Annotated in this window: 20 protein-coding genes; 14 read left to right on the top strand and 6 right to left on the bottom strand. The window is 60.1% G+C overall.

What is annotated here, in order from left to right:
• Nucleotides 1-10 precede the first annotated feature (10 nt).
• From MCG44_RS12300 to MCG44_RS12285, 4 genes are read right to left on the bottom strand one after another with little or no spacing between them, the layout of a single operon-like run.
• Nucleotides 11-292, bottom strand: a complete 282-nt coding sequence (locus tag MCG44_RS12300) for a hypothetical protein (protein WP_147573117.1) — start codon at nt 290-292, stop codon at nt 11-13.
• 29 nt (nt 293-321) lie between these two features.
• A complete protein-coding gene (locus MCG44_RS12295) occupies nt 322-1,101 on the bottom strand; it encodes a hypothetical protein (RefSeq protein WP_240288511.1) in 780 nt (259 codons plus the stop codon).
• On the bottom strand, nt 1,101-1,826 hold the full coding sequence (locus tag MCG44_RS12290) for an ABC transporter ATP-binding protein (protein ID WP_240288510.1): 726 nt from the start codon (nt 1,824-1,826) through the stop codon (nt 1,101-1,103). Before MCG44_RS12290 ends, MCG44_RS12295 begins: the two co-directional genes overlap by 1 nt.
• Nucleotides 1,823-2,182 (bottom strand): GntR family transcriptional regulator, encoded by a 360-nt coding sequence (locus MCG44_RS12285; RefSeq protein ID WP_240288508.1) that lies wholly within the window; start codon nt 2,180-2,182, stop codon nt 1,823-1,825. Before MCG44_RS12285 ends, MCG44_RS12290 begins: the two co-directional genes overlap by 4 nt.
• 264 nt (nt 2,183-2,446) lie before the next feature.
• On the opposite strand from MCG44_RS12285, the gene MCG44_RS12280 reads away from it, so the two are divergent.
• Together MCG44_RS12280 and htpG are read left to right on the top strand one after the other, a co-directional pair.
• The gene (locus MCG44_RS12280; protein ID WP_240288506.1) at nt 2,447-4,564 is read left to right on the top strand and encodes a PstS family phosphate ABC transporter substrate-binding protein; all 2,118 of its coding nucleotides are present in this window, start codon (nt 2,447-2,449) and stop codon (nt 4,562-4,564) included.
• Nucleotides 4,565-4,695: 131 nt separating this feature from the next.
• A complete protein-coding gene (gene htpG, locus MCG44_RS12275; RefSeq protein WP_240288504.1) occupies nt 4,696-6,612 on the top strand; it encodes a molecular chaperone HtpG in 1,917 nt (638 codons plus the stop codon).
• A 73-nt stretch (nt 6,613-6,685) separates the two neighbouring features.
• Here htpG and MCG44_RS14960 read toward each other — a convergent pair whose 3' ends face one another.
• Nucleotides 6,686-9,568 carry a phosphodiester glycosidase family protein gene (locus tag MCG44_RS14960; RefSeq protein WP_263858400.1) on the bottom strand — a complete coding sequence of 961 codons (2,883 nt, stop codon included), beginning with the start codon at nt 9,566-9,568 and terminating at the stop codon, nt 6,686-6,688.
• Nucleotides 9,569-9,771: 203 nt separating this feature from the next.
• Between MCG44_RS14960 and murJ the strand changes: the two genes are divergently transcribed.
• The 7 genes from murJ to MCG44_RS12230 are packed head-to-tail and all read left to right on the top strand — an operon-like array spanning nt 9,772 to nt 18,155.
• Nucleotides 9,772-11,331, top strand: coding sequence for a murein biosynthesis integral membrane protein MurJ (murJ, locus tag MCG44_RS12260; protein WP_186851806.1), 1,560 nt, complete (start codon nt 9,772-9,774; stop codon nt 11,329-11,331).
• Between the two features lie 3 nt (nt 11,332-11,334).
• On the top strand, nt 11,335-12,795 hold the full coding sequence (locus MCG44_RS12255) for an O-antigen ligase family protein (RefSeq protein ID WP_240288503.1): 1,461 nt from the start codon (nt 11,335-11,337) through the stop codon (nt 12,793-12,795).
• A complete protein-coding gene (locus MCG44_RS12250) occupies nt 12,792-13,925 on the top strand; it encodes a glycosyltransferase family 4 protein (protein ID WP_240288501.1) in 1,134 nt (377 codons plus the stop codon). Before MCG44_RS12255 ends, MCG44_RS12250 begins: the two co-directional genes overlap by 4 nt.
• Complete coding sequence (locus tag MCG44_RS12245) at nt 13,912-14,418, top strand: DUF4330 domain-containing protein (RefSeq protein ID WP_240288499.1); 507 nt, start codon at nt 13,912-13,914, stop codon at nt 14,416-14,418. Before MCG44_RS12250 ends, MCG44_RS12245 begins: the two co-directional genes overlap by 14 nt.
• Complete coding sequence (locus tag MCG44_RS12240; protein ID WP_147573139.1) at nt 14,415-14,909, top strand: DUF4330 domain-containing protein; 495 nt, start codon at nt 14,415-14,417, stop codon at nt 14,907-14,909. Before MCG44_RS12245 ends, MCG44_RS12240 begins: the two co-directional genes overlap by 4 nt.
• A 25-nt stretch (nt 14,910-14,934) precedes the next feature.
• Nucleotides 14,935-17,148 carry a polysaccharide pyruvyl transferase CsaB gene (gene csaB, locus MCG44_RS12235; RefSeq protein WP_240288496.1) on the top strand — a complete coding sequence of 738 codons (2,214 nt, stop codon included), beginning with the start codon at nt 14,935-14,937 and terminating at the stop codon, nt 17,146-17,148.
• Nucleotides 17,149-17,201: 53 nt separating this feature from the next.
• Entirely contained in the window at nt 17,202-18,155 is a 954-nt protein-coding gene (locus tag MCG44_RS12230) for a tRNA dihydrouridine synthase (RefSeq protein ID WP_240288494.1), read from the top strand.
• Nucleotides 18,156-18,199: 44 nt separating this feature from the next.
• Here the strand turns inward: MCG44_RS12230 and MCG44_RS12225 are convergent, their stop codons facing one another.
• Nucleotides 18,200-18,907 (bottom strand): FadR/GntR family transcriptional regulator, encoded by a 708-nt coding sequence (locus MCG44_RS12225; protein ID WP_147573145.1) that lies wholly within the window; start codon nt 18,905-18,907, stop codon nt 18,200-18,202.
• Nucleotides 18,908-19,051: 144 nt separating this feature from the next.
• On the opposite strand from MCG44_RS12225, the gene MCG44_RS12220 reads away from it, so the two are divergent.
• Genes MCG44_RS12220 through MCG44_RS12200 form a run of 5 tightly spaced genes read left to right on the top strand, consistent with a single transcriptional unit; the run spans nt 19,052 to nt 22,331 of the window.
• The gene (locus MCG44_RS12220; protein ID WP_240288492.1) at nt 19,052-19,744 is read left to right on the top strand and encodes a hypothetical protein; all 693 of its coding nucleotides are present in this window, start codon (nt 19,052-19,054) and stop codon (nt 19,742-19,744) included.
• Nucleotides 19,745-19,761: 17 nt separating this feature from the next.
• The gene (locus MCG44_RS12215; protein ID WP_147573147.1) at nt 19,762-19,974 is read left to right on the top strand and encodes a 4Fe-4S dicluster domain-containing protein; all 213 of its coding nucleotides are present in this window, start codon (nt 19,762-19,764) and stop codon (nt 19,972-19,974) included.
• 14 nt (nt 19,975-19,988) lie between these two features.
• Entirely contained in the window at nt 19,989-21,056 is a 1,068-nt protein-coding gene (locus MCG44_RS12210; RefSeq protein ID WP_186851812.1) for a 3-methyl-2-oxobutanoate dehydrogenase subunit VorB, read from the top strand.
• A 1-nt stretch (nt 21,057) separates the two neighbouring features.
• Nucleotides 21,058-21,801: a thiamine pyrophosphate-dependent enzyme gene (locus MCG44_RS12205; protein WP_147573151.1), complete on the top strand. Its 744-nt coding sequence runs from the start codon at nt 21,058-21,060 to the stop codon at nt 21,799-21,801.
• Nucleotides 21,798-22,331 (top strand): 2-oxoacid:acceptor oxidoreductase family protein, encoded by a 534-nt coding sequence (locus MCG44_RS12200; RefSeq protein ID WP_147573153.1) that lies wholly within the window; start codon nt 21,798-21,800, stop codon nt 22,329-22,331. Before MCG44_RS12205 ends, MCG44_RS12200 begins: the two co-directional genes overlap by 4 nt.
• Nucleotides 22,332-22,373: the final 42 nt, after the last annotated feature.

The raw sequence follows: 22,373 nt of genomic DNA, 5'->3' as shown, positions 1-22,373 counted from the left end.
AGTTTTTATGTCAGTTTTCCTGTTCTTTGGGCTCCCCCTCGATTTCCTCTCCCTCCTCGTCCCGCTTTCGCAACCAGGCGGATACCAGCAGGGTGATGGGGATGGCGGCGCCGAATAGGATAATCTGAAGGGAGCGTGTGAAGTCCCTGCCCACGAACATCCAGGCGACGGCTCCGCCGTAGACCAGGGGAACAATGCAGCCCAAATACCAGTTGGAGGAGCCTCTGCCCCTTACCCAGGCCTGGATGACTACGGCGGCAAAGGCGAGGGTAAAAATGGCCCAGGAATTCACGACAAAACGCTCCTTTCAGCAGTAAAAAGTTACTCCAGATTCAGCTTGTTTTTCAAGATATAGCTGGTGACTAGGAACATGAGAACGGTGGGAATGAGAAGAAGGAGGATGCCAAGCCAGTAGCCCAAGTGGCTGCTCAAATCCATCCCGTAGAGCCAGTTCAGCGCATCCATATGGTGCAGAGAGCTGGTGACAACGCTGTCCAGAATGTTGAGGAGGAAGAATGCGATTACGCTCATCAAGATTCTGCGCTTAGAGAACAGATGGCCGATGGCCATAGCCAGATAGAAAGTCATGAACATAGCGGCGCACATGACCAGCATCAGCAGAAGGAACTCCAGAAAATAGACGATGGTATCGGGATGCTGGGTCAGGCTGCGAAAGATGGTCTGCCACAGCTCAGTGTCAAACAGTTCCTCCCAGTCCAGAGGCATCATCAGGAACATTGCGGCAAAACCCACGATGCCGTTGACCACGGTGGTGGCAAGGGCACAGATCAGCTTGGACAGGACAAGCTGCCAGGACTTGACGGGGAGGGTGTGCATCAGATAGCCCTCGTCTCCCAGAAGGCCCTTGTAAAACCGGGTGAGGACGAATACGGCGGACAGAATGACCAAGGTAAAACACACGCCTATGAACAGACCCATGGAGATGACGCTTACCCACTGGCCGAAGGCGCTTTCACCGGGGTTGGTGGTGCCGAAGAGAGTGAAGCGGTTGACCAGAGCCAGGATGAGGGCGGCGGGCCAGACAATGCGGAAGGTTTTCCACATGGAGCGGAAGTCGTATTTCAAAAGTTTGCCGAACATTAGTACAGACCTCCTTCCAGGGGCTGGGCCTTAAAAATCTCGCGGAACAGGGCGTCCACGCTCTTGCCCTGCCGCTCCCGGATGTCGTCCACTGTGCTGTGGAGCATAATCCTGCCACTTTTCAGAAAGATCACCTCATCCAGCACCTTCTCAATATCGGCGATCAGATGGGTGGAGATCAGGACAGTGCCATCCTCGTTGTAGTTGGTCAAAATGGTGTGCAGGATAAAGTCACGGGCAGCTGGGTCTACCCCGGCGATGGGCTCATCCAGCAGATAGAGCTGGGCCTTCCGGGCCATGACCAGCACCAACTGGACCTTTTCCTTGGTGCCCTTAGACATGGATTTCAGCCGATCCTTCGGCTCCACGCCTAGACTGCGGCACATGGCAAGGGCCTTATCATAGTCGAAGTCCTGGTAAAAGTCCCGGAACAGGTCAAACAGGTCGGTGGCCTTCATCCAGTCGGCAAAGTACATCCGGTCGGGCAGATAGCTTACCTGGGCCTTGGTTGCGGGACCGATATGCTGGCCATTGATCTCTAGGGTGCCAGTGGTGGGCTGCAGCAGACCGCACAGCAGCTTGATCAGCGTGGTTTTCCCGCTCCCGTTGGGGCCGAGCAGCCCAACGATCCGGCCACGGCCCACTTCCAAATCCACTCCGGACAGGGCGACCTTTGGACCGTAGGCTTTCGAAAGCCCCCGGCAGACGATCAAATGTTCACTCATGTATGCTCCTCCTTCAGCATCGCCGTGGCCTCTTGCTGGGAGTAGCCCAGCTCTGCCATGGCGTGATAGTATTGGTTGACGACCTCATGGGCCTCCGCCCTCCGTACCGCATCCAGTATAGCGGTGTCTTGGGTGACCAGCCGCCCCGCCGTCCGGTCCGCCTTGGCCAGACCGTCCTGCTCCAGCTGGGCCAGGGCCCGCTGCATAGTGTTGGGGTTGACCCCCGCCTCCGCCGCCAGCTCCCGCACTGGGGGCAGCTTGCTCCCAGGGGGATAGACCCCGGTGATGATGCGCCGGGTCATTTGCTCGGCCAGCTGGAGCCAGATGGGCCGGTCGTCATTGAGTTTCCATTCCATAGAGGCTCCCTCCTTGTACTATTGTATTAAGTGATTAGTACAATAATGCATTCTGAGGGATTTGTCAAGCCCAAAATAAAAAATTTGTGTCTGTTCTGATTTGTTACCTATGTAACGGGTTTGTAGCCGCTTTGAAAGGAAATAGAGATGTTTTTCTGGGAGTAGGCGGTATAATAGTGTATCATGCCTGCATTTTCCCTTAGTCGAGGGCTTGGAAAAAGAGGTTCCAAACAGGACACGCCTTGTTTGATAAGGAGGATTACAATGAAACAATGGAAAAAACTGCTGCCCGCCCTGCTGTCGCTGGCCCTGCTGGTTTCCTGCGGACCGAAAAGGCCGGGCACCGACACCTCGGTCGGGGATGTGTCCGCCCCTGGCACGGCGGCCCCCTTTGTATTCACCAGAGACAGCCTGCCCCGGCTGGATGGCTCCACCTCCACAGCGCCCATGGCCCAGGCCATGTGCGCGGTGCTGCTGGGGGAGGGGCGGGAGCAGGTGGCCGACCTGGTCCAGTTCTCCCGGACCACCCAGTCGTACCGAAATTTGATGGCAGGTGCCGCTGATTTGCTGTTGGCCGCCGAGCCGGCCCCAGAGGTGGCCCAGGAGTTGAAACAGGAGGGGGAGTGGCTGCTGACTCCCTTTGCCACGGACGCGCTGGTGTTTGTGGTCAACGAGGACAATCCGGTGGACAGCCTGACTACCGAGCAGGTGAGAAAGATATACACCGGCCAGATCACCAACTGGAAGGAGGTGGGAGGAGAGGACCTGGACATTATCCCCTTCCAGCGCAACAGCGAGGCTGGGAGCCAGACTCTGATGGAGAAGCTGGTTATGGACGGTCTGGAGATGATGGATGCCCCGGAAGCCTGGGTGCCCGACTCCATGATGGGGCTTCTGGAGGCGGTGCGGGAATATGACAACTCACCCTCCGCCATCGGCTACACCGTGTACTACTACGCCAATGATATGGAGATGGCCAAGGGGCTGAAGGTGCTGACCATCGACGGGGTGTCCCCCTCGGCCGAGGCCATTCAGGCTGGGGAGTACCCATTTTTAAACCCCTACTATGTGGCCATGGCCAAGGACCGGCCCCAGGACGACCCCACCCATATACTGTATGACTGGCTGCTGGGGCCAGATGGCCGGCGGCTGGCGGAGGAGCTGGGCTATGTCCCCGCCTCTGACGCTGGGGAGCCCCTTATCCCGGTAGAGGTGGACTGGTCAAAGCTGGATGAGCAGGAAAAGCCTCTGCCTGATATTGGCGGCCGCTGGTATCAGGAGCGTGTGGAGCAGCTTCGCCCCAGCCAGGAGTATGGTCAGCTCGTCCCCTTCGAGGGGGCGGCGGGCTACTTCTCCTGGCAGGCGGACAACTGGCCGGAAACGCTGATAGGGCTGATGACCACTGGCGGCAAGGTGGTCATGGACCCGGTGTGTAGCGAGATTAGCCGGCTGTATTATACAGATGACGCCGAGGACAGCCAGACCCTTCCAGTGTGGGAGCTGGAGAAGGGGGACCCGGAGCGGGGCAGCCCCGGTAACGGCGCCCTTATCGCCCTGGCAGCGCAGGACGGGAGCTGGGTCACTGAATTTAGGTACTGGGGTGTTAAGGGAACTCCGGTGGGTATTTTCGCGGGGGATGGGCACAAGCTCTATCTGCTGCGTCAGGAGGATGGAACAGAGAAGGCCTCCTGGTCATGGGACCAGCTTGGCATCGCCCGCCCGGAGAGCTTCCCCTGGTTTACCGGCGATGCATATGAAACCGCCCAGTGGTACGATGGCGGATTTTTCCTGGGCTGCTGGGGAGAGAACTGGGATAAAGCCCTTTTTTTGGACCCGGAAACGGGAGAAGTGACCGCTCTGGCTGCTCAGGATTGGTATGATAGGATACAGAAGCGATATCAGGACACTCTCTGGTGGGACAGCAAAACAGACGGCCAGGGCCAGGTCACTCTCACCTATGGGACGGACAGCTTTACCTTCCCCTCCCCCCTGCCGGAGGAGGAATTTCCCTATGTGACCGGCGGGGACCGGGTGATCTTCAACGATACCCAGGGGGACCGGTGCGCTGTGTCCCTGCTGAACGGACAGGAGGTCCTGCCCGCCCAGGACGGCCAGGTAGAGGCCCTCCAGGGGGATGAGGCCAGCTGGCTGGCGGTGCGGAAAGACCAGGGCAGACAGTGGAACATCTACGACTGGAAAGGAGAGCTGTCCTGCACCCTGGAGGGGGAGGAGGACAGCTGGCTCTCCCTGTCCGGTCCCCTGCTGGAGCTGCGCTGCCGGAACTATACGGCCTATTATGAGCCGGAGAGCGGTACCTGTGTGTTCCGTACCTGGTTCTCCCTGGGGGACCGGGGCGGAGAGGCCCAAGAGCCCGCCGGCTGAGAATTGTAAATAATTTTTGAACCCTATTGCATTTTCCGCCTGACTGCGCTATCATATGGTTAGCACTCTGATATAACGAGTGCTAACCATTTTGTTTTCAAAAAATTTTTCATATACGGAGGCAGAAAATCATGGCAAAGAAGCAGTTTAAGGCCGAATCCAAGCGGCTGCTGGACCTGATGGTCAACTCCATCTATACCCATAAGGAGATCTTTCTCCGGGAGCTGATCTCCAACGCCAGCGACGCCGAGGACAAGCTGGCTTACAAATCGCTGACTGACGACACAGTAGAAGTAAAGCGGAAGGACCTGAAGATTACCATCGTCCCGGACAAGCAGATGCGCACCCTGACCATTTCGGACAACGGCATCGGGATGTCCAAGGAGGATTTGGAATCCAACCTGGGCACCATCGCCCGCAGCGGCTCCGGCCAGTTCAAGGCCGGACTGGCCGAAGACGACAAGGCCGCGGACAAGATCGACGTTATCGGCCAGTTCGGCGTGGGCTTTTACTCTGCCTTCATGGTGGCCGACCAGGTCACCGTTATCTCCCGTGCCTGGGGGAGCGAGGAGGCCTGGATGTGGCAGTCTGACGGGGCCGACGGCTATACTGTGACCCAGTGCGAGAAGGACGCCCCCGGTACAGATATCATCATGCATATCAAGGCCAGCGGCGAGGATGAGAACTACGATCAGTATTTGGAGACTTATAAATTACAGGAGCTTATCAAGAAATACTCCGATTATATCCGCTATCCCATTGTCATGGAGGTAGAGGACTATAGGAGGAAGGACAAGCCCGCTGACGCCCCCGAGGACTACAAACCGGAATGGGAGACCGTCAAGGAGTGGAAGACTCTCAACTCCATGGTCCCCCTGTGGCAGCGGCAGAAGTCCAAGGTGAAGCCGGAGGAGTACAACGCCTTCTATAAGGAAAAATTCGGAGATTGGCAGGACCCCCTGGCCGTTATCCACACCAGTGCTGAGGGGGCTGTGACCTATAAGGCCATGCTCTATATCCCCGCCCAGACGCCCTACGACTTCTATACAAGGGAGTATCAGAAGGGGCTCCAGCTCTATTCCTCCGGCGTGCTCATCATGGACAAGTGCGCCGACCTGCTGCCCGACCACTTCCGCTTCGTGCGGGGCGTAGTGGACTCCGCCGATTTTTCCCTGAACATCAGCCGGGAGGTGCTGCAGCACACCCGTCAGCTAAAGGTTATCGCCACCGCCCTGGAGAAAAAGATCAAGTCCGAGCTGCTGAAGATGCAGAAGGAAGACCGGGAGAAGTATGAGAAGTTCTGGGCCGCCTTCGGCGCCCAGCTAAAATACGGAGTGGTGGCGGAATACGGCGCTCACAAGGAGATGCTTCAGGATCTGCTGCTGTTCTGGTCCTCCAAGGAGGGGAAGAACACCACCCTGGCCGCCTATCAGGACCGCATGCCTGAGGACCAGCCTTACTACTACTACGCCTGCGGCGAGAGCGTGGACAAGATCGCCAAGCTGCCCCAGGTGGAGCGCATCCTGGACAAGGGTTATGAGATCCTGTACTGCACCGAGGACGTGGATGACTTTGTCATGAAGGCCCTGGGTGAGGTGAACGGCAAGCAGTTCAAATCTGTCAGCGATGAGGACGCCCTCCCCCAGACGGAGGAGGAGAAGAAGGCGGCCGAAGAGAAGGCCGAAGCGGGTAAGGATGTGCTGGAGGCGGTGAAGGAGGCCCTGGGCGACCAGGTGAAGAACGTCCGCGTCTCCTCTATCTTGAAGTCTGGCGCCTGCTGTCTGTCAGCCGACGGCCCTGTTTCTTTGGAGATGGAAAAGTATATGAGCAAGCTGGAGGGGAGCGACCACCCCAAGGCCGACCGGGTGCTGGAGCTCAACCCCGATGCCGCCCCCTTCGCCGCCATCAAGAAGGCGGTGGACGCTGGAGATAAGGATACTGTGGCCAAGTATGCCAAGCTGCTCTACGGCCAGTCCCTGCTGATGGCGGGCCTGCCTCTGGAGGACCCGGCGGAGTATGCCCAGATGGTCTGCTCTCTGATGGTCTAAGGACGAAACGATAAGAAAAAGCCAGCCATGGAGGTTTGCTCCATGGCTGGCTTTCTGCTGTTTGGAGGGCCCGTCAATTCACAGTCAAGTAGTCAGCGGACACATAGCCGATGGCGGCCTGTCCGGCCCGGTTGAGATAGAGGACCTGATACCACCCGGCCTCCTGGCCCAGAATTACCACACAGGTCCCGTTGTCCAGCCCGCCGATGACGGGCCGGTCGGAGCCTGGGCCAGAGCGGACGTTAAGACCCAGCTCCGCGTCAGTGACCGTGCCGGTCTGGGCGGCCTGCTGGCAGAGAACGGTACAGCTGGCGGACAGGCCGTTCCAGCTGGCCGTGATGGTGACAGAGGCGGTGCCTGTCCCAGCGTAAAGATTGGTCACCGCGCCTTTGGAGGAGACAGGAGCGGCGGAGGGATCGCTGCTGGTCCAGGAGATCTCCGCTCCCTCCCAGGCCGGGGCGAGGGAGGCAGTGAGCGGGACGCTCTCACCGGACTTTAGAGTGACCTCGTTGTGGTCCAGGGTCAGCGTATACTGGCTGGTGTCGGGGAGCTGGGGCTCTATGGGCTCCTCAGGATCGACGGGGCCCTCTGGGTCCACCGGCTCCTCAGGCTCCACGGGATCTACCGGCTCCTCCGGGCCGGTGGGCACATCCTGAATGGGGGTATAGGTGAGGGCCTTATAGAGTAGGGCGGCCATCTCGGCACGGGTCAGATAGCCTTGGGGATCGATGCCGTCGCCCTTGCCGCTGATCACGCCCTGGGCGACCAGAGTGGCGGTATGTCCCTTGGCGTAGTCGGCGATCCGGTCACGGTCGGCGAACTGGTCCAGAACAGACAAGCTGGCGTCTGGGCAGTCCTTGCCCAGCAGAGGAAGGACCTGGCGCAAGATGGTAAAAGCCTGCTCCCGGGTAATGGGGGCGCCTGGAGAATAGGCGCCGTCCCCGGTGCCGGAGGCTAGGCCTACGCTCTGGCCCCAGGACAGGGCGGTATAGTAGTAATCAGTGGGAGCTACATCGGTGAAGGTGCAGTCCTGGGTGACGGCAGGCTTGCCCATGGCATTGTACAGCATCAGCATGAAATCGCCTCGGCGGATCTGGAGGTCACGGCCAAACTCAGTAGCGGAGATGCCGCCCACGATGCCGTGGGTGTAGCAGTAATCCACGGCGGTATAGGCCCAGTGGTCCTCCGTCACATCGGTATGGACATTGGTCATGGAAATTGCGATGGTCTGGGTCTTTCCGCCAGCAGAGGCGGTGATGGAGCCGGTGCCCCCAGTCTTGGAGGCGGTGAACAGACCGTTCTCATCCACGGTCCCCACGTCCCCCTCTGTGGTCCAGGTGACGGCGGTCCAGTCCCGGAGGGCGGTGCGGCCCCAGTAACTGCCGGTGACGGCCAGTTGGACCTGTTCTCCAGGCTCAACAGACAGAGAAGTGATGGGAGAGGCGCTGCCCTCCTTGGAAATGACCAGTTCAGTCAGGTGGTCCACCACATGGATCTGGGCCTCTCCCTCTACATCCAGGTCCCTGGAGCGCAGACGGAGGGTGTCGGTGCCGGCCCTGTCGCCGGCGGTGTATACCCCGTCCTCCACTTCGCCCAGGTCCTCCCTGGAGGTGATGGTCAGGTCACGGAGCTCTCGGTCCAGAAGGTTCAGCCCTTCGTCCAGCACAGCGGCATCCGGCAGGGTGAGGGAGGTGCCCGTCAGAAGGGTGAGGCCGTTTTGCGTCAGGGCCAGCCGGTCTGGCCGGCCGTCCCCCTCCTGGTCTGTGACCAGCAGCAGATAGGTTGCGCAGCTTCGGGGCTTGCCGTCAGAGGGCAGGTTGAGAACAGCGGGCCCCGTCTGTCCCGGCAGCCAGAGGGAGATGGCGGTGGAGCCGCCCCCATCCAGATTGACGGCCCAGACGCAGCCCCGCCGGATCATCTCCTCCGCCAGATCCTTCTGGGACAGGCCGGAGGAGTAGCCGGACTGGCGGCCATCCACGGCGTAGACCAGCAGAGTGCCGTCCTCCTTCATGCCCAGGGCGGTCCTGGGCTGACGGCCGTCCTTGGCATAGGTCCACTGGGATGAGTCAGTAAGCTGGCCGTCCCACACCATAATGTCCCCCACACCTCCGGCCCACTGGGCATGAGATAGGGCCTCATCCTCGCAGGAGGTGGTCAGGGTGATTCGGTCGCCCACCTGGAAGGACTGAAAGACGGACAGATAGCCGGAGGCATCGGCGGCGGTAAGGATGTACTCCCCATCGCCAATGGCGAGGGGCTGGTCAGACTGGAGCAGCTCCGTCACCTCCAGCTCCAGGGTGCTATTGACCGTGAGGGGCTCGTCCTCCTCCATCAGAGCCATCCGTACATACCAGCCAGGGGTGGAGGTACGGGTGGACACAGCGGAGAAGTCCTGGTTGAGCAGGTAGATGCCCCCTGACTCGCTGCGCCATTTGTTCAGGTGGGAGGGCTTCACCGTGCTGTTGTCCCGCTGGTTGACCAGAGTGAGGGATACCGACGGCCCATCTACCAGGGAGACTTGACCATCGGTGATGATCATGGCGTCCTCGTGCTCCGGGCTGGACTTGTAGACACCGTCCTCGATAACGATGCCGATGGGCACGCCGGAGGCGGTGGAGAAGAAGTCGGTGTTTACCGCGCCTAGTACATGGTAACCCAGCTCCTGGGCATAGGTGACAGCTCGGTTGATGGTAGCGGCGCCGTAAACGGTGCCGGCAGCCTGAAGCAGGATGGGGTAGGCGTCGCTGTCCTTCTCCAGCTCCAGGGAAAAGCTCTCCACCCGGCGCTCGCTGTTGTCGGTGATGGTGTTGCGGTAAGTCAGACCATCCACCAGGTCGATGGAGGTCTGCAGCTTCTGTTCCCCAGCGTGGGCATAGACGGTGGGGAGGGCCAGCGCCAGGGCTAGGACCAGGGCGGCCGCCCGGCGGGATAGGGATCTGACGGTATGTTTTTTCATGGGTACTCCTTTGTAATATGTAAACCGATTGAATATGGCCTATTATAGCAGACACAAAAATCGGATTCAATGGAAAAAGAAAGAAAGTTGCGGGAAAGGAGATGTTTACAAATCGTTCAGGATCAGATGGTTGAAAAAGGGATATTCTTGGTGTACAATAAATCAGTTGTACTAATATTGCGCAGGGAACGGAGGAAGAAGCCTTGGAGGATCGGCACAGCGCCACAAGGACGATCAGCGCCGTCATGGCCATCACTCTGCTGGGAAAAGTGATGGGACTGTACCGGGACCACCTGCTGGCCGTGCATTACGGTATGGGTATGGAGGCCAACGCCTTCTATACTGCCAGCCGCATCCCACGGGTATTCTTTGACGCGGTATTCGCCTCGGCTATCGCCGCTTGCTTTATCCCGGTGTTCAGCGAGTATCTGGAACAGAAGGGAAAGAAGGAGGCCTACCGCTTCGCGGGTTGCTTTATTACCATCATCGCCCTGCTCACCGGCGTTCTTACCTTGGCGGGGATGGCCTTTCCCCAGCCGTTGGTGGCCCTCTTTGCCGACTATGAGGACCCACAGACTACGGCCTTGGCAATTTCTTTGACTAGGACCATGTTTCCCACGGTTCTGTTTTCCGGCGTGGCCTTCTCCTTGGTCGGAGTGCTCCAGGCCCAGGACCACTTCACCGCCCCCGCCCTCATGTCCGCCCTATCCAACCTGGTTATTATCGCCTACTTTCTGTTTCTGGACCAGTCTATGGGCATCTATGGTCTGGCGCTGGCCTATCTGTTGGGCTGGTTCCTCCAGGGGGTGATCCAGGTCCCGCCGCTTAGGCGGCTGGGCTACCAGTATCGGCCGGGATTGGACTTCCGGTCTCCGGGGATGAAAAAGGTGTTTGCGCTGATGGGGCCGGTGATGGTGTCCACCTGGGTCCAGCCCATCAATCTGGTCATCAATTCCCGATTCGGTTCCCGGCTATACGGGGGGGCGGGTGTGTCCGCTATGGAGTATTCCACCAACCTGTATCTGGTTATTGCCGGTACCTTTATCCTGTCGATCACCAATGTGATCTTCCCTAAGCTGTCCCGGCTCACCGCCGGCGGACAGCAGGGGGATTTCCGGGATACCCTCCGCCAGACCGTCCACAGCAGTTTGTTTTTCGTACTGCCCATGGCCGCGGGGCTGATGGCGGTAGCCAGACCCCTGGTGTCCTTCCTCTACGGAGGGGGGGAGTTTGGGCAGCGGGCAGTGGAAGTCACCGCCAGCGCCCTGTCCTGGATATCCCTGGGCATGGCGGGCTATGCGCTTCAGAATATTCTAAGCCGGGCCTACTTCGCTCGGCAGCAGGGGAGAGGGCCCCTGGTAGCGGGCGCCCTGTCCATCGGGGTGAATCTCCTGCTGTGCATGGCCCTGGTCGGCCCGCTGGAGGTCCGGGGGCTGGCCATCGCCTCCGCGGTCTCCTCCACGGTGTACGCACTGCTGCTGATCGTTCCCATGGAGCGGGAAGGTCAGGGATTCCTGGACCGGGCCCTGTGCCTGGACTTCTTCAAAATGCTGGCTGCCGCCGCGGTTACGGGGCTGACCGCTTGGCTGCTTTTGGGATGGCTTGGATCGGTCCTGCCTGCCGGAAAGATGGGGGAGCTGCTCTCCCTGGCCCTGTGCGCCGGAGGCGGCGTGGCCGTCTATTTCGGCGTTACCCTGTCCATGGGCATGGAGGAGGCCGCCATGACGGCGGCCCTGATCAAACGTCTATTAAAGAGAGGATAAGGGATGGAACAGATGAAGCAAGTGTTGTCCGCCAGCCTGGTCTGGCGGTGGCTGACGGCGGTATGCCTGTGGTTTAGCCGCCAATGGGAGCGGAGCGGACTGGTCCAGTGGTTCCTCCACCCGGCGGGGTGGAATAGAGCCTCGTCCGAGCGGAGCGTCTTTTTTAAGCTCTGGTCCCTGGTGCGGAGGGGCCTGTGCTGGCTCTACGATAAGCTGAGGCTGGAAAAGCTCTTTGCCGGGAGCATCTTTACCAGAACCTGGCTGTGGTGCGCGATCCCGGTGGTGCTGGCCCCGATGCTGGCCGTGTCCCGCCCCTCTCTGATAACCATGGGGCTGGCGGCCATCGGCTATGCCTCTCTGCTGCTCAATTTGGTCCGGGACAGGGATCGTCAGTTGGCCTGGTCCCCAGTCAACAAGTATATCATCCTCTACGCCGGCGTTTATCTGGCGGGCACTCTTTTCTCGGTGGACCTTGAGAGCAGCCTTCAGCCCGGCCTGCTGTCGGTGGCCTTCATTCTGTTCTCTATCGTGCTGTACAACGGGGTGACCAACCGAAACCAGCTGGACACGCTGGTAGCCCTGATGGTGCTGGCTGGGGCCATCGTGTCCGCTTACGGCATCCTCCAGTATATCTTCCGCTGGGGCTACCAGTCCGCCGCCTGGGTGGACAGCGATATGTTCTCCAGCATTCAGTTCCGGGTGCCCTCCACCTTGGAGAATCCCAATATGCTGGGGCAGTACCTGATCCTGCTTATCCCGCTGGGGGGAGCCAAGCTGCTGGGGGCCAAGGACTGGCTGAACCGGGTCTTTTACCTCGCCTGCTGCTCTGTCATGTGCGTTTGCATGATCCTCACCTTCTCCAGAGGGGCCTGGCTGGGGCTCCTGTTCGCGGGGCTGGTCTTTGTCCTGCTCCTCAATCCCAGACTGCTCCTGCTGGCCCCCTTTGTCATGGTAGCCCTCTATTTCGTCCTGCCGGATACGGTGATCTCCCGGTTTACCAGTATCGGAAACCTCACTGATAACTCCACCTCCTACCGGGTGTATATCTGGATAGGTGTACTGGCCATGCTGAAGGATTACTGGCTGTGTGGTATTGGGCCGGGGGACGGGGCCTTCAACATGGTCTATCCCGCTTACAGCTATAACACCATTGTGGCCCCCCACTCCCATAACCTATTCCTCCAGATGGTGTGCGACGCGGGTATCTGTGCCCTGGTGGTCTTTCTTCTGCTGCTGTTCAACTTCTTCCGGGATATGTGCTCTGCCATCGGCAAGGAAAAGAACTGGACCAGCCGGGTTCTTCAAATCGGCATTACGGCCGGAGTATGCGGCTTTATGGTCCAGGCCATGACGGATTACTCCTTCTATAACTACCGAGTCATGTTCCTGTTTTGGGCTTATCTGGCCCTGGGCGGCCTGGCTGCCCGGCGGGGGCAGCTCCCGGAGGGGAGGCTGCTGGTATGATCCGGGTGCTGAACATCATCAGTGATACCAATATCGGCGGGGCGGGCCGGGTCATCCTGAACTATTTGAGCTATGCCGACCGCTCCCAATATGAAACGATGGTGGCCATCCCCAGGGGAAGCATGTTAAAGGGGCCCTTGGAACAGGCGGGCGCCCAGGTCTACGAGGTGGACGGCATGGCGGACCGCTCTTACCACAGGGACGATGTGAAAGTGCTCAAAGAGCTGATCAGGCGGATCAAGCCCGATCTGGTCCACACCCATGGGGCCCTGTCGGGCCGCATCGCCGCCAAGGGCCTCCATGTACCTGTGGTGTACAGCCGGCACTCTGCCTTCCCGGTCCCGGCCAAGATAAAGTATCCGCCCGGCCGTTGGGTCAACAAGCTGGTCAACGAGCACTTTGCCGACCATATCATCGCCGTCAGCCCGGCTACCCGGGACAACCTGACCGAGGGGGGGATTTCCCCCCAAAAGATCACCGTGGTGATGAACGGTGTGGCCCCAGTGGAGGAGACCGGGCCAGAGGACCGCGCCAAGCTCCGGCAGGCGCTTTCCATCCCTCCGGACACGGTGGTATTTGGCATCCTGGCCCGGATCGAGGACTATAAGGGCCACCTGTATTTGGTTCACGCCGCAAAGCTGTTAAAGGAGCAAGGGCGCAGCGGCTTCCGGGTCCTCATCGCCGGTACTGGCTCCTTTGAGGAAGATGTGGCCCGGGCTGTGGTGGAGATGGGCGTAGAAGACGTGGTCCAGATGCTGGGCTTCCGCGCCGACGTGGCCGCCCTATTGAATATCCTGGACGTGCAGCTCAACGCCTCCTACGGCACCGAGGCCACCAGCCTGGCCCTGCTGGAGGGGATGAGCCTGGGCCTGCCCACCATCGCCAGCGACTACGGGGGAAACCCCTGGCTGGTGACCGATGGGGAGAACGGCCTGCTATTTCCAAGCCGAGACAGCCAGAGCATGGCCAAGGCCATGGCCCATCTGATGGATAGGCCGGAGGAGCGCCGGGAGATGGGCCGTCAGGCCAGAGAGCGGTTCCAAACCAGCTTTACCGGTCAGGTGTTTGCCAAAAATATTGAGAACGTCTACCAAGGCGTGCTGAAAGGAGATCCTCATGGAAGAAAATAAGTACAAATTCCGTCTGCGGCTCAATCTGTTTGATGGCATCATTTTGGTGGTGGCCCTGGCGGTGGCCGCGGTCCTGCTGTGGATGGCCGTAAAGCCCCAGGCCGTTTCCAACGAGTCGTCAACTGCCGCCGCTACGGTCCGGTACACTATCCGCTTTCAGCGATGGATCGAAGGGACCAGCTCCATCATTCAGCCGGGGGACAAGCTGGTAGACAACATCAAGAACAACGAACTGGGCCAGGTGGTGTCCACCCAGGCGGTCCCCGCCCAGACACAGCTTCTGGACCAGGAGAGCCACAGCTATGTACTGGCCGCCGTGCCGGGCTATGAGGATATCCTTGTAACGGTAGAGGCCCCCTGTACAGTCAGCGAGGAGGCGGTCATCCTGGGCAGCAATTTCCAACTGCTGGTGGGGTCCACCGCCTATATCCGGGGCGAGGGCTATATGGCCAGCGGCCCCATTATCTCCATTGAACGGGAGGGACAGGAATGAAGCTCATTGACCGGGAGGGCCGGCTGTTCGGCAAGATCAGTATTATCGACGTGCTGGTCCTGGCTGTCGTTATCGTGATGGCTGTGGCCCTGTATGTAAAGACGAATCACCGTGAGATCACCAGCACCACCACCTCGGACACCCCCTTTACCTACCAGATCCTGGTCAGCGGGGTCCGGGGCTATGTGGCCGACGCCATCCGGGAGAAGGACATGCTGTATGACGTGGACAACAGCAGCGGCGGTGCCCTGGGAGAGATCACTGACATTCAGGTGATGGAGGGGGCCAAGCTGGCCGAATATGACGACGGCACCATGGAGATGACTCCCGTGGAGGACGGCGTCAACCTGTTGCTTACCGTAGAGGGCAGGGGCATCATCAGCGACGGCCGCTATCTAGTCAACCGGGTGTACGACCTTGGTGTCAACTCCGCCCGCAACTACCACACGCCCTATGCCCAGTTCACCGGAACAGTGGTAGCCATCGATTGAATATGACCTGGAGAGGAGGGAACCAATGAAGATCCTCATGGCCACCATGGGCATGAACATAGGTGGGGCGGAGACACATATCCTGGAGCTGTCCAAGGAGCTGAAGCACCAGGGGCACGATGTTATCATCGTATCCAATGGAGGTGTCTATGTGCCGGAGATCGAGGCGGCCGGCATCCGCCACTACCAGGCGCCCATGCACCGCCGGGGCTTTCGGGAGATGCGCCGTTCCCGGACCATTCTCCGTGACATCATTAGCAGGGAGAGGCCGGACGTGGTCCATGCCCATGCCCGGATCCCGGCGTTCCTGTGCGGCAGCCTGCAAAAACGGATGGGGTTTCCCTTTGTGACCACTGCCCACTGGGTCTTTGATACCAGCGGCATCCTGCGCTATCTGACCAACTGGGGCCAGCGGACCGTGGCGGTGTCCGAGGATATCAAGGAGTACCTGATCCGGGAGTACGGTCTGCCCCCGGAGCATATCTCTGTGACCATCAACGGCATCGATACAGAGAAGTTCTCCCCCGCTGTTTCGGGGGAGCGGGTCATCCGGGAGTTCGGGCTGGACGCCTCCCGGCCCATCCTCTCTTATGTCAGCCGGATGGATGCCGACCGGGCTCTGGTGGCCCGGCAGCTCATCCAGATCGCTCCGGAGCTGGATCGGGCTATCCCCGGCATCCAGCTGCTCATCGCCGGGGGCGGCAACGTCTTTGACGAGCTGAAGGCGCTGGCCAATCAGACCAACCAAAGGCTGGGCCGCAACTGTATTACCATGACAGGCCCCCGGACAGACATCAACGAGATCGTGGCCGCCGGCGACCTTTTTGTGGGGGTATCCCGGGCGGCGCTGGAGGCCATGTCCGCCGCCAAGCCTGTCATCGTGGCGGGCAACGAGGGTTATCACGGCCTGTTTGGCCCGGACAAGCTGACCGAGGCACAGGCGGGCAACTTCTGCTGCCGAGGCCTGCCTGTGTCGAGACCGGAGACCTTGCTGGCCGACGTGTCTGCGGCGTTCTCCCTGACGCGGGAGGAGCGGGAGCGGTTGGGGGCCTATGGCCGCCAGGTCATCTTTGACCACTATTCCGTCCGCCGCATGGCCAGCGACTGTCTAACCATGTATGAGCAGGTCCGCCGCCGGAAATATCGGGTAGTTATGAGCGGCTACTACGGCTTTTCCAACGCTGGGGACGACGCCATTTTGGAGTCCATCCAGCAGGCCATCCATGAGGCCAGCGACGAGGTGGCCGTCACCGTCCTGTCCAATGACCCGGACCTGACCCGGCGGCAGTACGGGCTGGATGCCATTCCCAGATTTCGAATGTGGCGGGTATTCTCCGCCCTGCGCCGAAGTGACGCCCTGCTGTCCGGGGGAGGAAGTCTGCTCCAGGACACCACCTCCACCCGGTCCCTGTTTTACTATCTGTCTGTCATCCGCTGCGCCGAGCTGCTGGGCAAGCCGGTGATGCTGTACGCCAACGGTATCGGTCCGGTCCATAAGCCGGCCAACCGCCGGAGGGTGAAGCGGGTGGTGGAGCGGGCCGCCCTGGTCACCCTAAGAGACCACAGCTCCGCCAGGGAGTTGCGGGACATGGGCGTGACGCGGGACGATATCAGAGTTACCGCCGACCCGGTGTTCCACCTGGCTCCTGCGGGGGAGGCGCGGTGCGCCCAGCTTCTGTCCGGCACCGGCATTCCAAACGGCAGGCCTTTTGTGGCGGTGTCCGTCCGTGGCTGGCCCGGTACGGGAGAGTTCCCCAGGGAGCTGGCCCGGCTGTGCGACCACCTGTACCAGGCCCATGGTCTGGAGATGCTCTTTTTGCTCATGCAGCCCGATAAGGACCGGGAGGCCACCCGGCAGGTGAGAGAGCGGATGAGCACTCCCTCCTATGTGCTGGATGCTCCCTGTACCCCACGGGAGCTGATGGGGGTGCTGGGGAAGGCGAAGCTCTGTCTGGCCATGCGCCTGCACACCCTGATCTTCGCCGCCCGGATGGCGGTACCCTCCATGGGACTGGTCTACGACCCCAAGGTGGACAGCTACCTGCGGGAGCTGGACCTGCCGGCGGCCGGAAATGTAGACCAATTTGACGGAGGAGAGGCCATCCGCCGGGCGGACCAGATGCTGGCCGACTACGACGGGGTATTGTACCGGCTGAAGATACGATCCGGGGAGCTGGCACAAGAGGCCAGAGAGAATGAGCGGCTGCTGCTGAAGCTGCTGGAAGAGAGTAAGCGGTAAAGACAGCGGGGGTCGGGCCTGTGTCCCAGCCCCCGCTTTTTGAAGGGAACGCTATGGAATACTACTTTGCCCCTATGGAGGGGATCACCGGCGGGGAGTTCCGCCGGGTCCACCACCGACACTTTTTCGGGGTGGACAAATACTATATGCCCTTTATCAGTCCCACCAGGGAGCACCTGTTCACCCAGCGGGAGCGGCGGAATATGGACCCGGAGGTCAACCGGGGCATCCCGGCAGTCCCTCAGCTTCTGACCAAAAGCGCCGAAGACTTCCTCTGGGCGGCTAATGCTCTGGGAGAGATGGGATATGAGGAGGTCAACTTGAACCTGGGCTGCCCCTCCGGCACCGTGGTAGCGAAAGGAAAAGGGGCGGGGATGCTGGCCCATCCTGAGGAGCTGGACCGATTTTTAGATCAGGTATTTGGCGGCGTCCGGGTGAAGGTGTCGGTCAAGACAAGGCTGGGTCTGGGGTCGCCGGAGGAGTTTGGACCTCTCCTGGAGATATTCGAAAAATACCCCCTCCATCTGCTCATCATTCATCCCCGTGTGCGGAAAGATTTTTATTCCGAGCCTGTTCGGATCGAGGCATTTTCCAGGGCGCTGGAGATGTACAGCGGGCCTGTGTGCTACAATGGCGGGCTGGTGACGGCGGAGGGATGCTGCCGTTTTCAGGAGCGATTCCCCCAGGTGGATCGGGTAATGATCGGACAGGGGCTGCTGGCTGACCCGGCCCTGGCGGCCAAGGCCAAGGGGGAACCGCCGCCGGACAGGAAAGTTCTGCGGGCCTTCCACGACGGGCTGTATCAGACCTATTTGGAGGCCTTCGGCAGCCAGCGCAATACGGTGTTCCACATGAAGGAGCTGTGGAGCTACCTGTGTCGTCTGTTCGAGGGCGGGGACAGACTGTTCAAGGACATCAGAAAGGCCCAGGACAGCAGGGACTATGAAGGGGCCGTGGCCCGTGTCTTTGGGGAACTGCCCATGCGCAAGGACGCGCTATGGGAATAAAAGGGGACCGCGCAACCTTGGCGCGGCCCCCTTTTTGTCTTTTTTCACAAAAGGGATAAGACACTGCTGTCCCCGAATTCTAGGACCCGGATGGTCCTGCGCAGGTGGGACTCCATGGCCAGCCGGGTGCCCTGGGGGTCCCGATTCCGGAGAAAACTGGTAATCAGGGCGTTGTCCTGGATCACCATATCGGGCAGAGAGGGGTAGGAGCCCACCATCCGCCAGGTGGAGGTGACCGCCCGGTTGAGGATGGGCACGAGTTGCTCCATGAACTGGTTGTGGGAGGCCGCCACAAAGGCGTGGTGGAAGTCCACGTCGGCGCTGTCCCAGTCCCTGCCGGAGCGGATCCGCCGGGCAACCTCGTCAGCACAATGGAAGATGTGGTCCAGCTCCTCCTGAGTGCCCCGATGGCAGGCCAGCATGGCGGTAGTGGGCTCGATCATCAAACGAATCTCGAACAGATCCTGGAGGCGAACCTGGACCGTTTCCAACTGGGGCAGGCCAATATCCTGACTGATGGTGGTCCGTGGTGCTACAAAGGTGCCCAGCCCCCGCCGTACCTCCACATAGCCCTGAGCGGCCAGGAAACGCACCGCCTCCCGGACAGTGGTGCGGCTGACCCCGAACAGGGCGCACAGCTCCGTTTCGTTGGGGAGCTTGGATCCAGGGCACAGCTCCGGGTCGGAAATAATCATCTGGAACAGACGGTCAGCGGTCTGATCGGTCAGTTTTTTTGATGTAATCCTAGCCATAGACCCACTCCCCCGTTAAAATATACAATGATTATGCCACAGATGTAGAATTTTTGCAAGCCTCTTGACATACTACATCTTAAGATATATTATGACATCATACAATAAGTAATAAAATAATATGTCTAAAGGGAGGGGGCAACAATGGACAGAATGGAGTGGCTGGAGCAGAGCCGCTTGACCGTAGTCGTGGGATACAGTGGCAGCGGAAAGACAGAGTTCTCCGTCAATCTGACCCTGGCCCTGGCCCGGCAGGGAAAGCGGACTGCCCTGGCCGACCTGGATGTGGTCAACCCTTACTTCCGCTCCAGGGAGCGGAGAGATCTGCTCTCCCACGAGGGGGTGCGGCTCATTGCTACCTCCCAGGCATGTGTGGACGCCGACGTGCCGGCCATGCCGGCGGAGGTGAACCTTCTGTTCCAGGATCAGGACCTCTGGGGTGTGCTGGATATCGGCGGGGGCGGCGTAGGGGCACGGGTACTGGCCCGATATCGGCCGCAACTGCTGGGGTCCCAATGCCGGGTCCTATTTGTCCTCAACGCCCGCCGGCCTCAGACACGAGACGTGGAAGGAGCTCTGGCCAGTCTGGAGGAGATCCAGGCGGTCACCGGATTGAGAGTGACCGGACTGGTAGACAACACCCACCTGTGCCGGGAAACAGAGCTGGCCGACCTAGAGGCGGGAGCGGCCCTGGCCCGAACAGTTTCCAGCCAGACCGGCCTGCCGGTGGTATGCCATGTGATTCAGGAGGAACTGATCGACCAAGCAGAGGGGATGCCGGGCCCCCTGTTCCCCGTCCGGCTGTACATGAATAGACCATGGGAAATGGATGAATAAAAAGGAGGAGTGTCCCTATGCAAGCAAGATTGACCTTTGACCGGGACCGGTGTAAGGGCTGCGAGCTGTGTATTTCCGTCTGTCCCAAGCACATTTTAGCCCTGGATATGACCTCGGCCAATGTGAAGGGCTATCACCCGGCCGGAGTCACCGACCTGAGCCAGTGCATCGCCTGCGCCAGCTGCGCCAGGATCTGTCCAGACTCGGTGATTACTGTGGAAAAAGAGTAAGGGGGAAGAAGAAAATGGCAAAAGAACTTTGGAAGGGGAACGAGGCCATCGCTCAGGCGGCTATCCGAGCCGGCTGCGACTGCTTCTTCGGATACCCCATCACACCCCAGAATGAGATACCGGAATATATGTCCCTCCATATGCCCAAACTGGGCCGGGTCTTTGTCCAGTCTGAGTCAGAGGTAGCCGCCATCAACATGGTGTACGGCGCCGCCTCCTCCGGTAAGCGGGCCATGACCTCATCCTCCTCTCCGGGCGTCAGCCTGAAGCAGGAGGGCATCAGCTACCTGGCCGGCGCGGAGCTGCCCGCCGTGATCGTCAACGTGATGCGGGGCGGCCCCGGCTTGGGGTCCATCCAGCCCTCCCAGGCCGACTACTACCAGGCCACCCGTGGCGGCGGGAATGGCGACTACCGCACCATCGTTCTGGCTCCCTGTAACATCCAGGAGGCTGTGGATTTGACACAAGAGGCATTTGACCTGGCCGACTGCTACCGCAATCCAGTGGTGGTGCTGGCTGACGGTATGATCGGCCAGATGATGGAGCCCATCGAATGGCACGATATCCCCAAGCGGGAACTGCCCCCCAAGGACTGGGCGGCAAGCGGACGAAACGGAAGGGCCCACAACAACTTCGTTACCTCCCTGTTCATCGAGGCCCAGGCCTGCGAGGAGCACGACCTGGCCATCCAGGCCAAGTATGACTTGATTGAGGAGCGGGAGATCCGCTGGGAGGAGAAGAACACCCAGGACTGCCAGGTGCTGCTGGTGGCCTATGGCACGCCCTCCCGCATCGCCATGTCCGCCATCGAGCAACTGGCGGAGCGGGGCGTCAAAGCCGGTCTGTTCCGACCCATTACCCTGTGGCCCTTCCCCTATGCGGCGCTGAAAAAGGCAGCCAGTCAGGCCAGCGTCCAGGCTGTGCTGACCGTGGAGATGAGCCTGGGGCAGATGGTAGACGATGTTCGTCTGGCTGTCGAGGGGGAAAAGCCTGTTTATTTCGAGGGCCGTGCCGGCGGCAGCATTCCCACGCTGACCCAAATCGTGGACGCGGCCGAACGGGCGCTGAAGGGAGGCAAGTAAGATGACGACTGTATATAAAAAGACTGCCGGCCTCCAGGATACGGAGCTGCACTACTGCCCTGGATGCAGCCATGGCATTGTACATAAGCTGATTGGTGAGGTCATGGAGGAGCTGGGCATTATCGACAGCACCATCTGTGTGTGCCCTGTTGGCTGTTCTGTCTTTGCGGGCAGTTACTTCGCCTGCGACGCTGTCGAGGCCGCCCACGGCCGGGCTCCCGCTGCCGCCACCGGCATCAAGCGGACCCACCCGGACCAGCCTGTGTTCACCTATCAGGGGGACGGCGACCTGGCCTCTATCGGCGCCGCTGAAATCGTCCACGCCGCTATGCGGGGCGAGAAATTCACTACCATCTTTATCAACAACGCCATCTATGGCATGACGGGCGGCCAGATGGCGCCCACTACCCTGATCGGCCAGCGGGCCACCACCGCGCCCATGGGCCGGACAGAGGAACTCCACGGCAAGCCCATACGGGTGGCTGAGATGCTGTCCACTCTGGACGGCCTGGTATACGCGGAGCGGGTGTGCGTGGCCGATATCCCCAACATTGTCAAGGCCAAAAAGGCCATCAAGAAGGCATTTACCAAGCAGATGAACAACGAGGGATTCACCTTCGTGGAAGTGCTGTGTGCCTGCCCTACCAACTGGGGCATGACCACCCTGGATGCTAACCGCTGGGTGCTGGATAAGATGGCGGAGTATTATCCTTTGGGCGTCATCAAGGAGGTGGCTGACCAGTGAAAAAGGAGATCGTGATTGCCGGCTTCGGCGGTCAGGGCGTTATGTCCATCGGCAAATCTTTGGTAGAGGCCGGATTGGAGGAGGGGCTGGAGGTCTCCTGGGTCCCGTCCTACGGCCCGGAGATGCGGGGCGGTACCGCAAACTGTTCTGTCATCATGTCCGATGAGCCTGTGGGCTCCCCCATCGTCTATCACCCCACGGAGCTGATTGCCATGAACGGCCCTTCTTTGAAGAAGTTTGAGGACGAGGTGGTCCCCGGCGGCACCGTCTTTTTGAACAGTTCCATTATCAAGGAAAAGGTGGACCGGGAAGACCTGCGTGTTATCCAAGTCCCCTGCGACACCATTGCCAACGAGCTGGGCAACGGAAAGGTGGCCAACATGGTTATGCTAGGCGCCTATATCGCCGCCACCGGCGCCCTGAAGGCGGATACTCTGCGGGAGATGATCCGGCAGATGTTCACTGGGCCTAAGGCCAAGCTGGTGGACCTGAACATGACCGCTTTGGCCAGGGGCATGGAATGCGTCTGAACTGCGAAAATCGAAGAGAGGAGCGGGACCTCATCAGAGGTC

This window comes from Lawsonibacter sp. OA9 (assembly GCF_022440585.1).
This window is presented reverse-complemented; position numbering and strand designations above follow the sequence as displayed.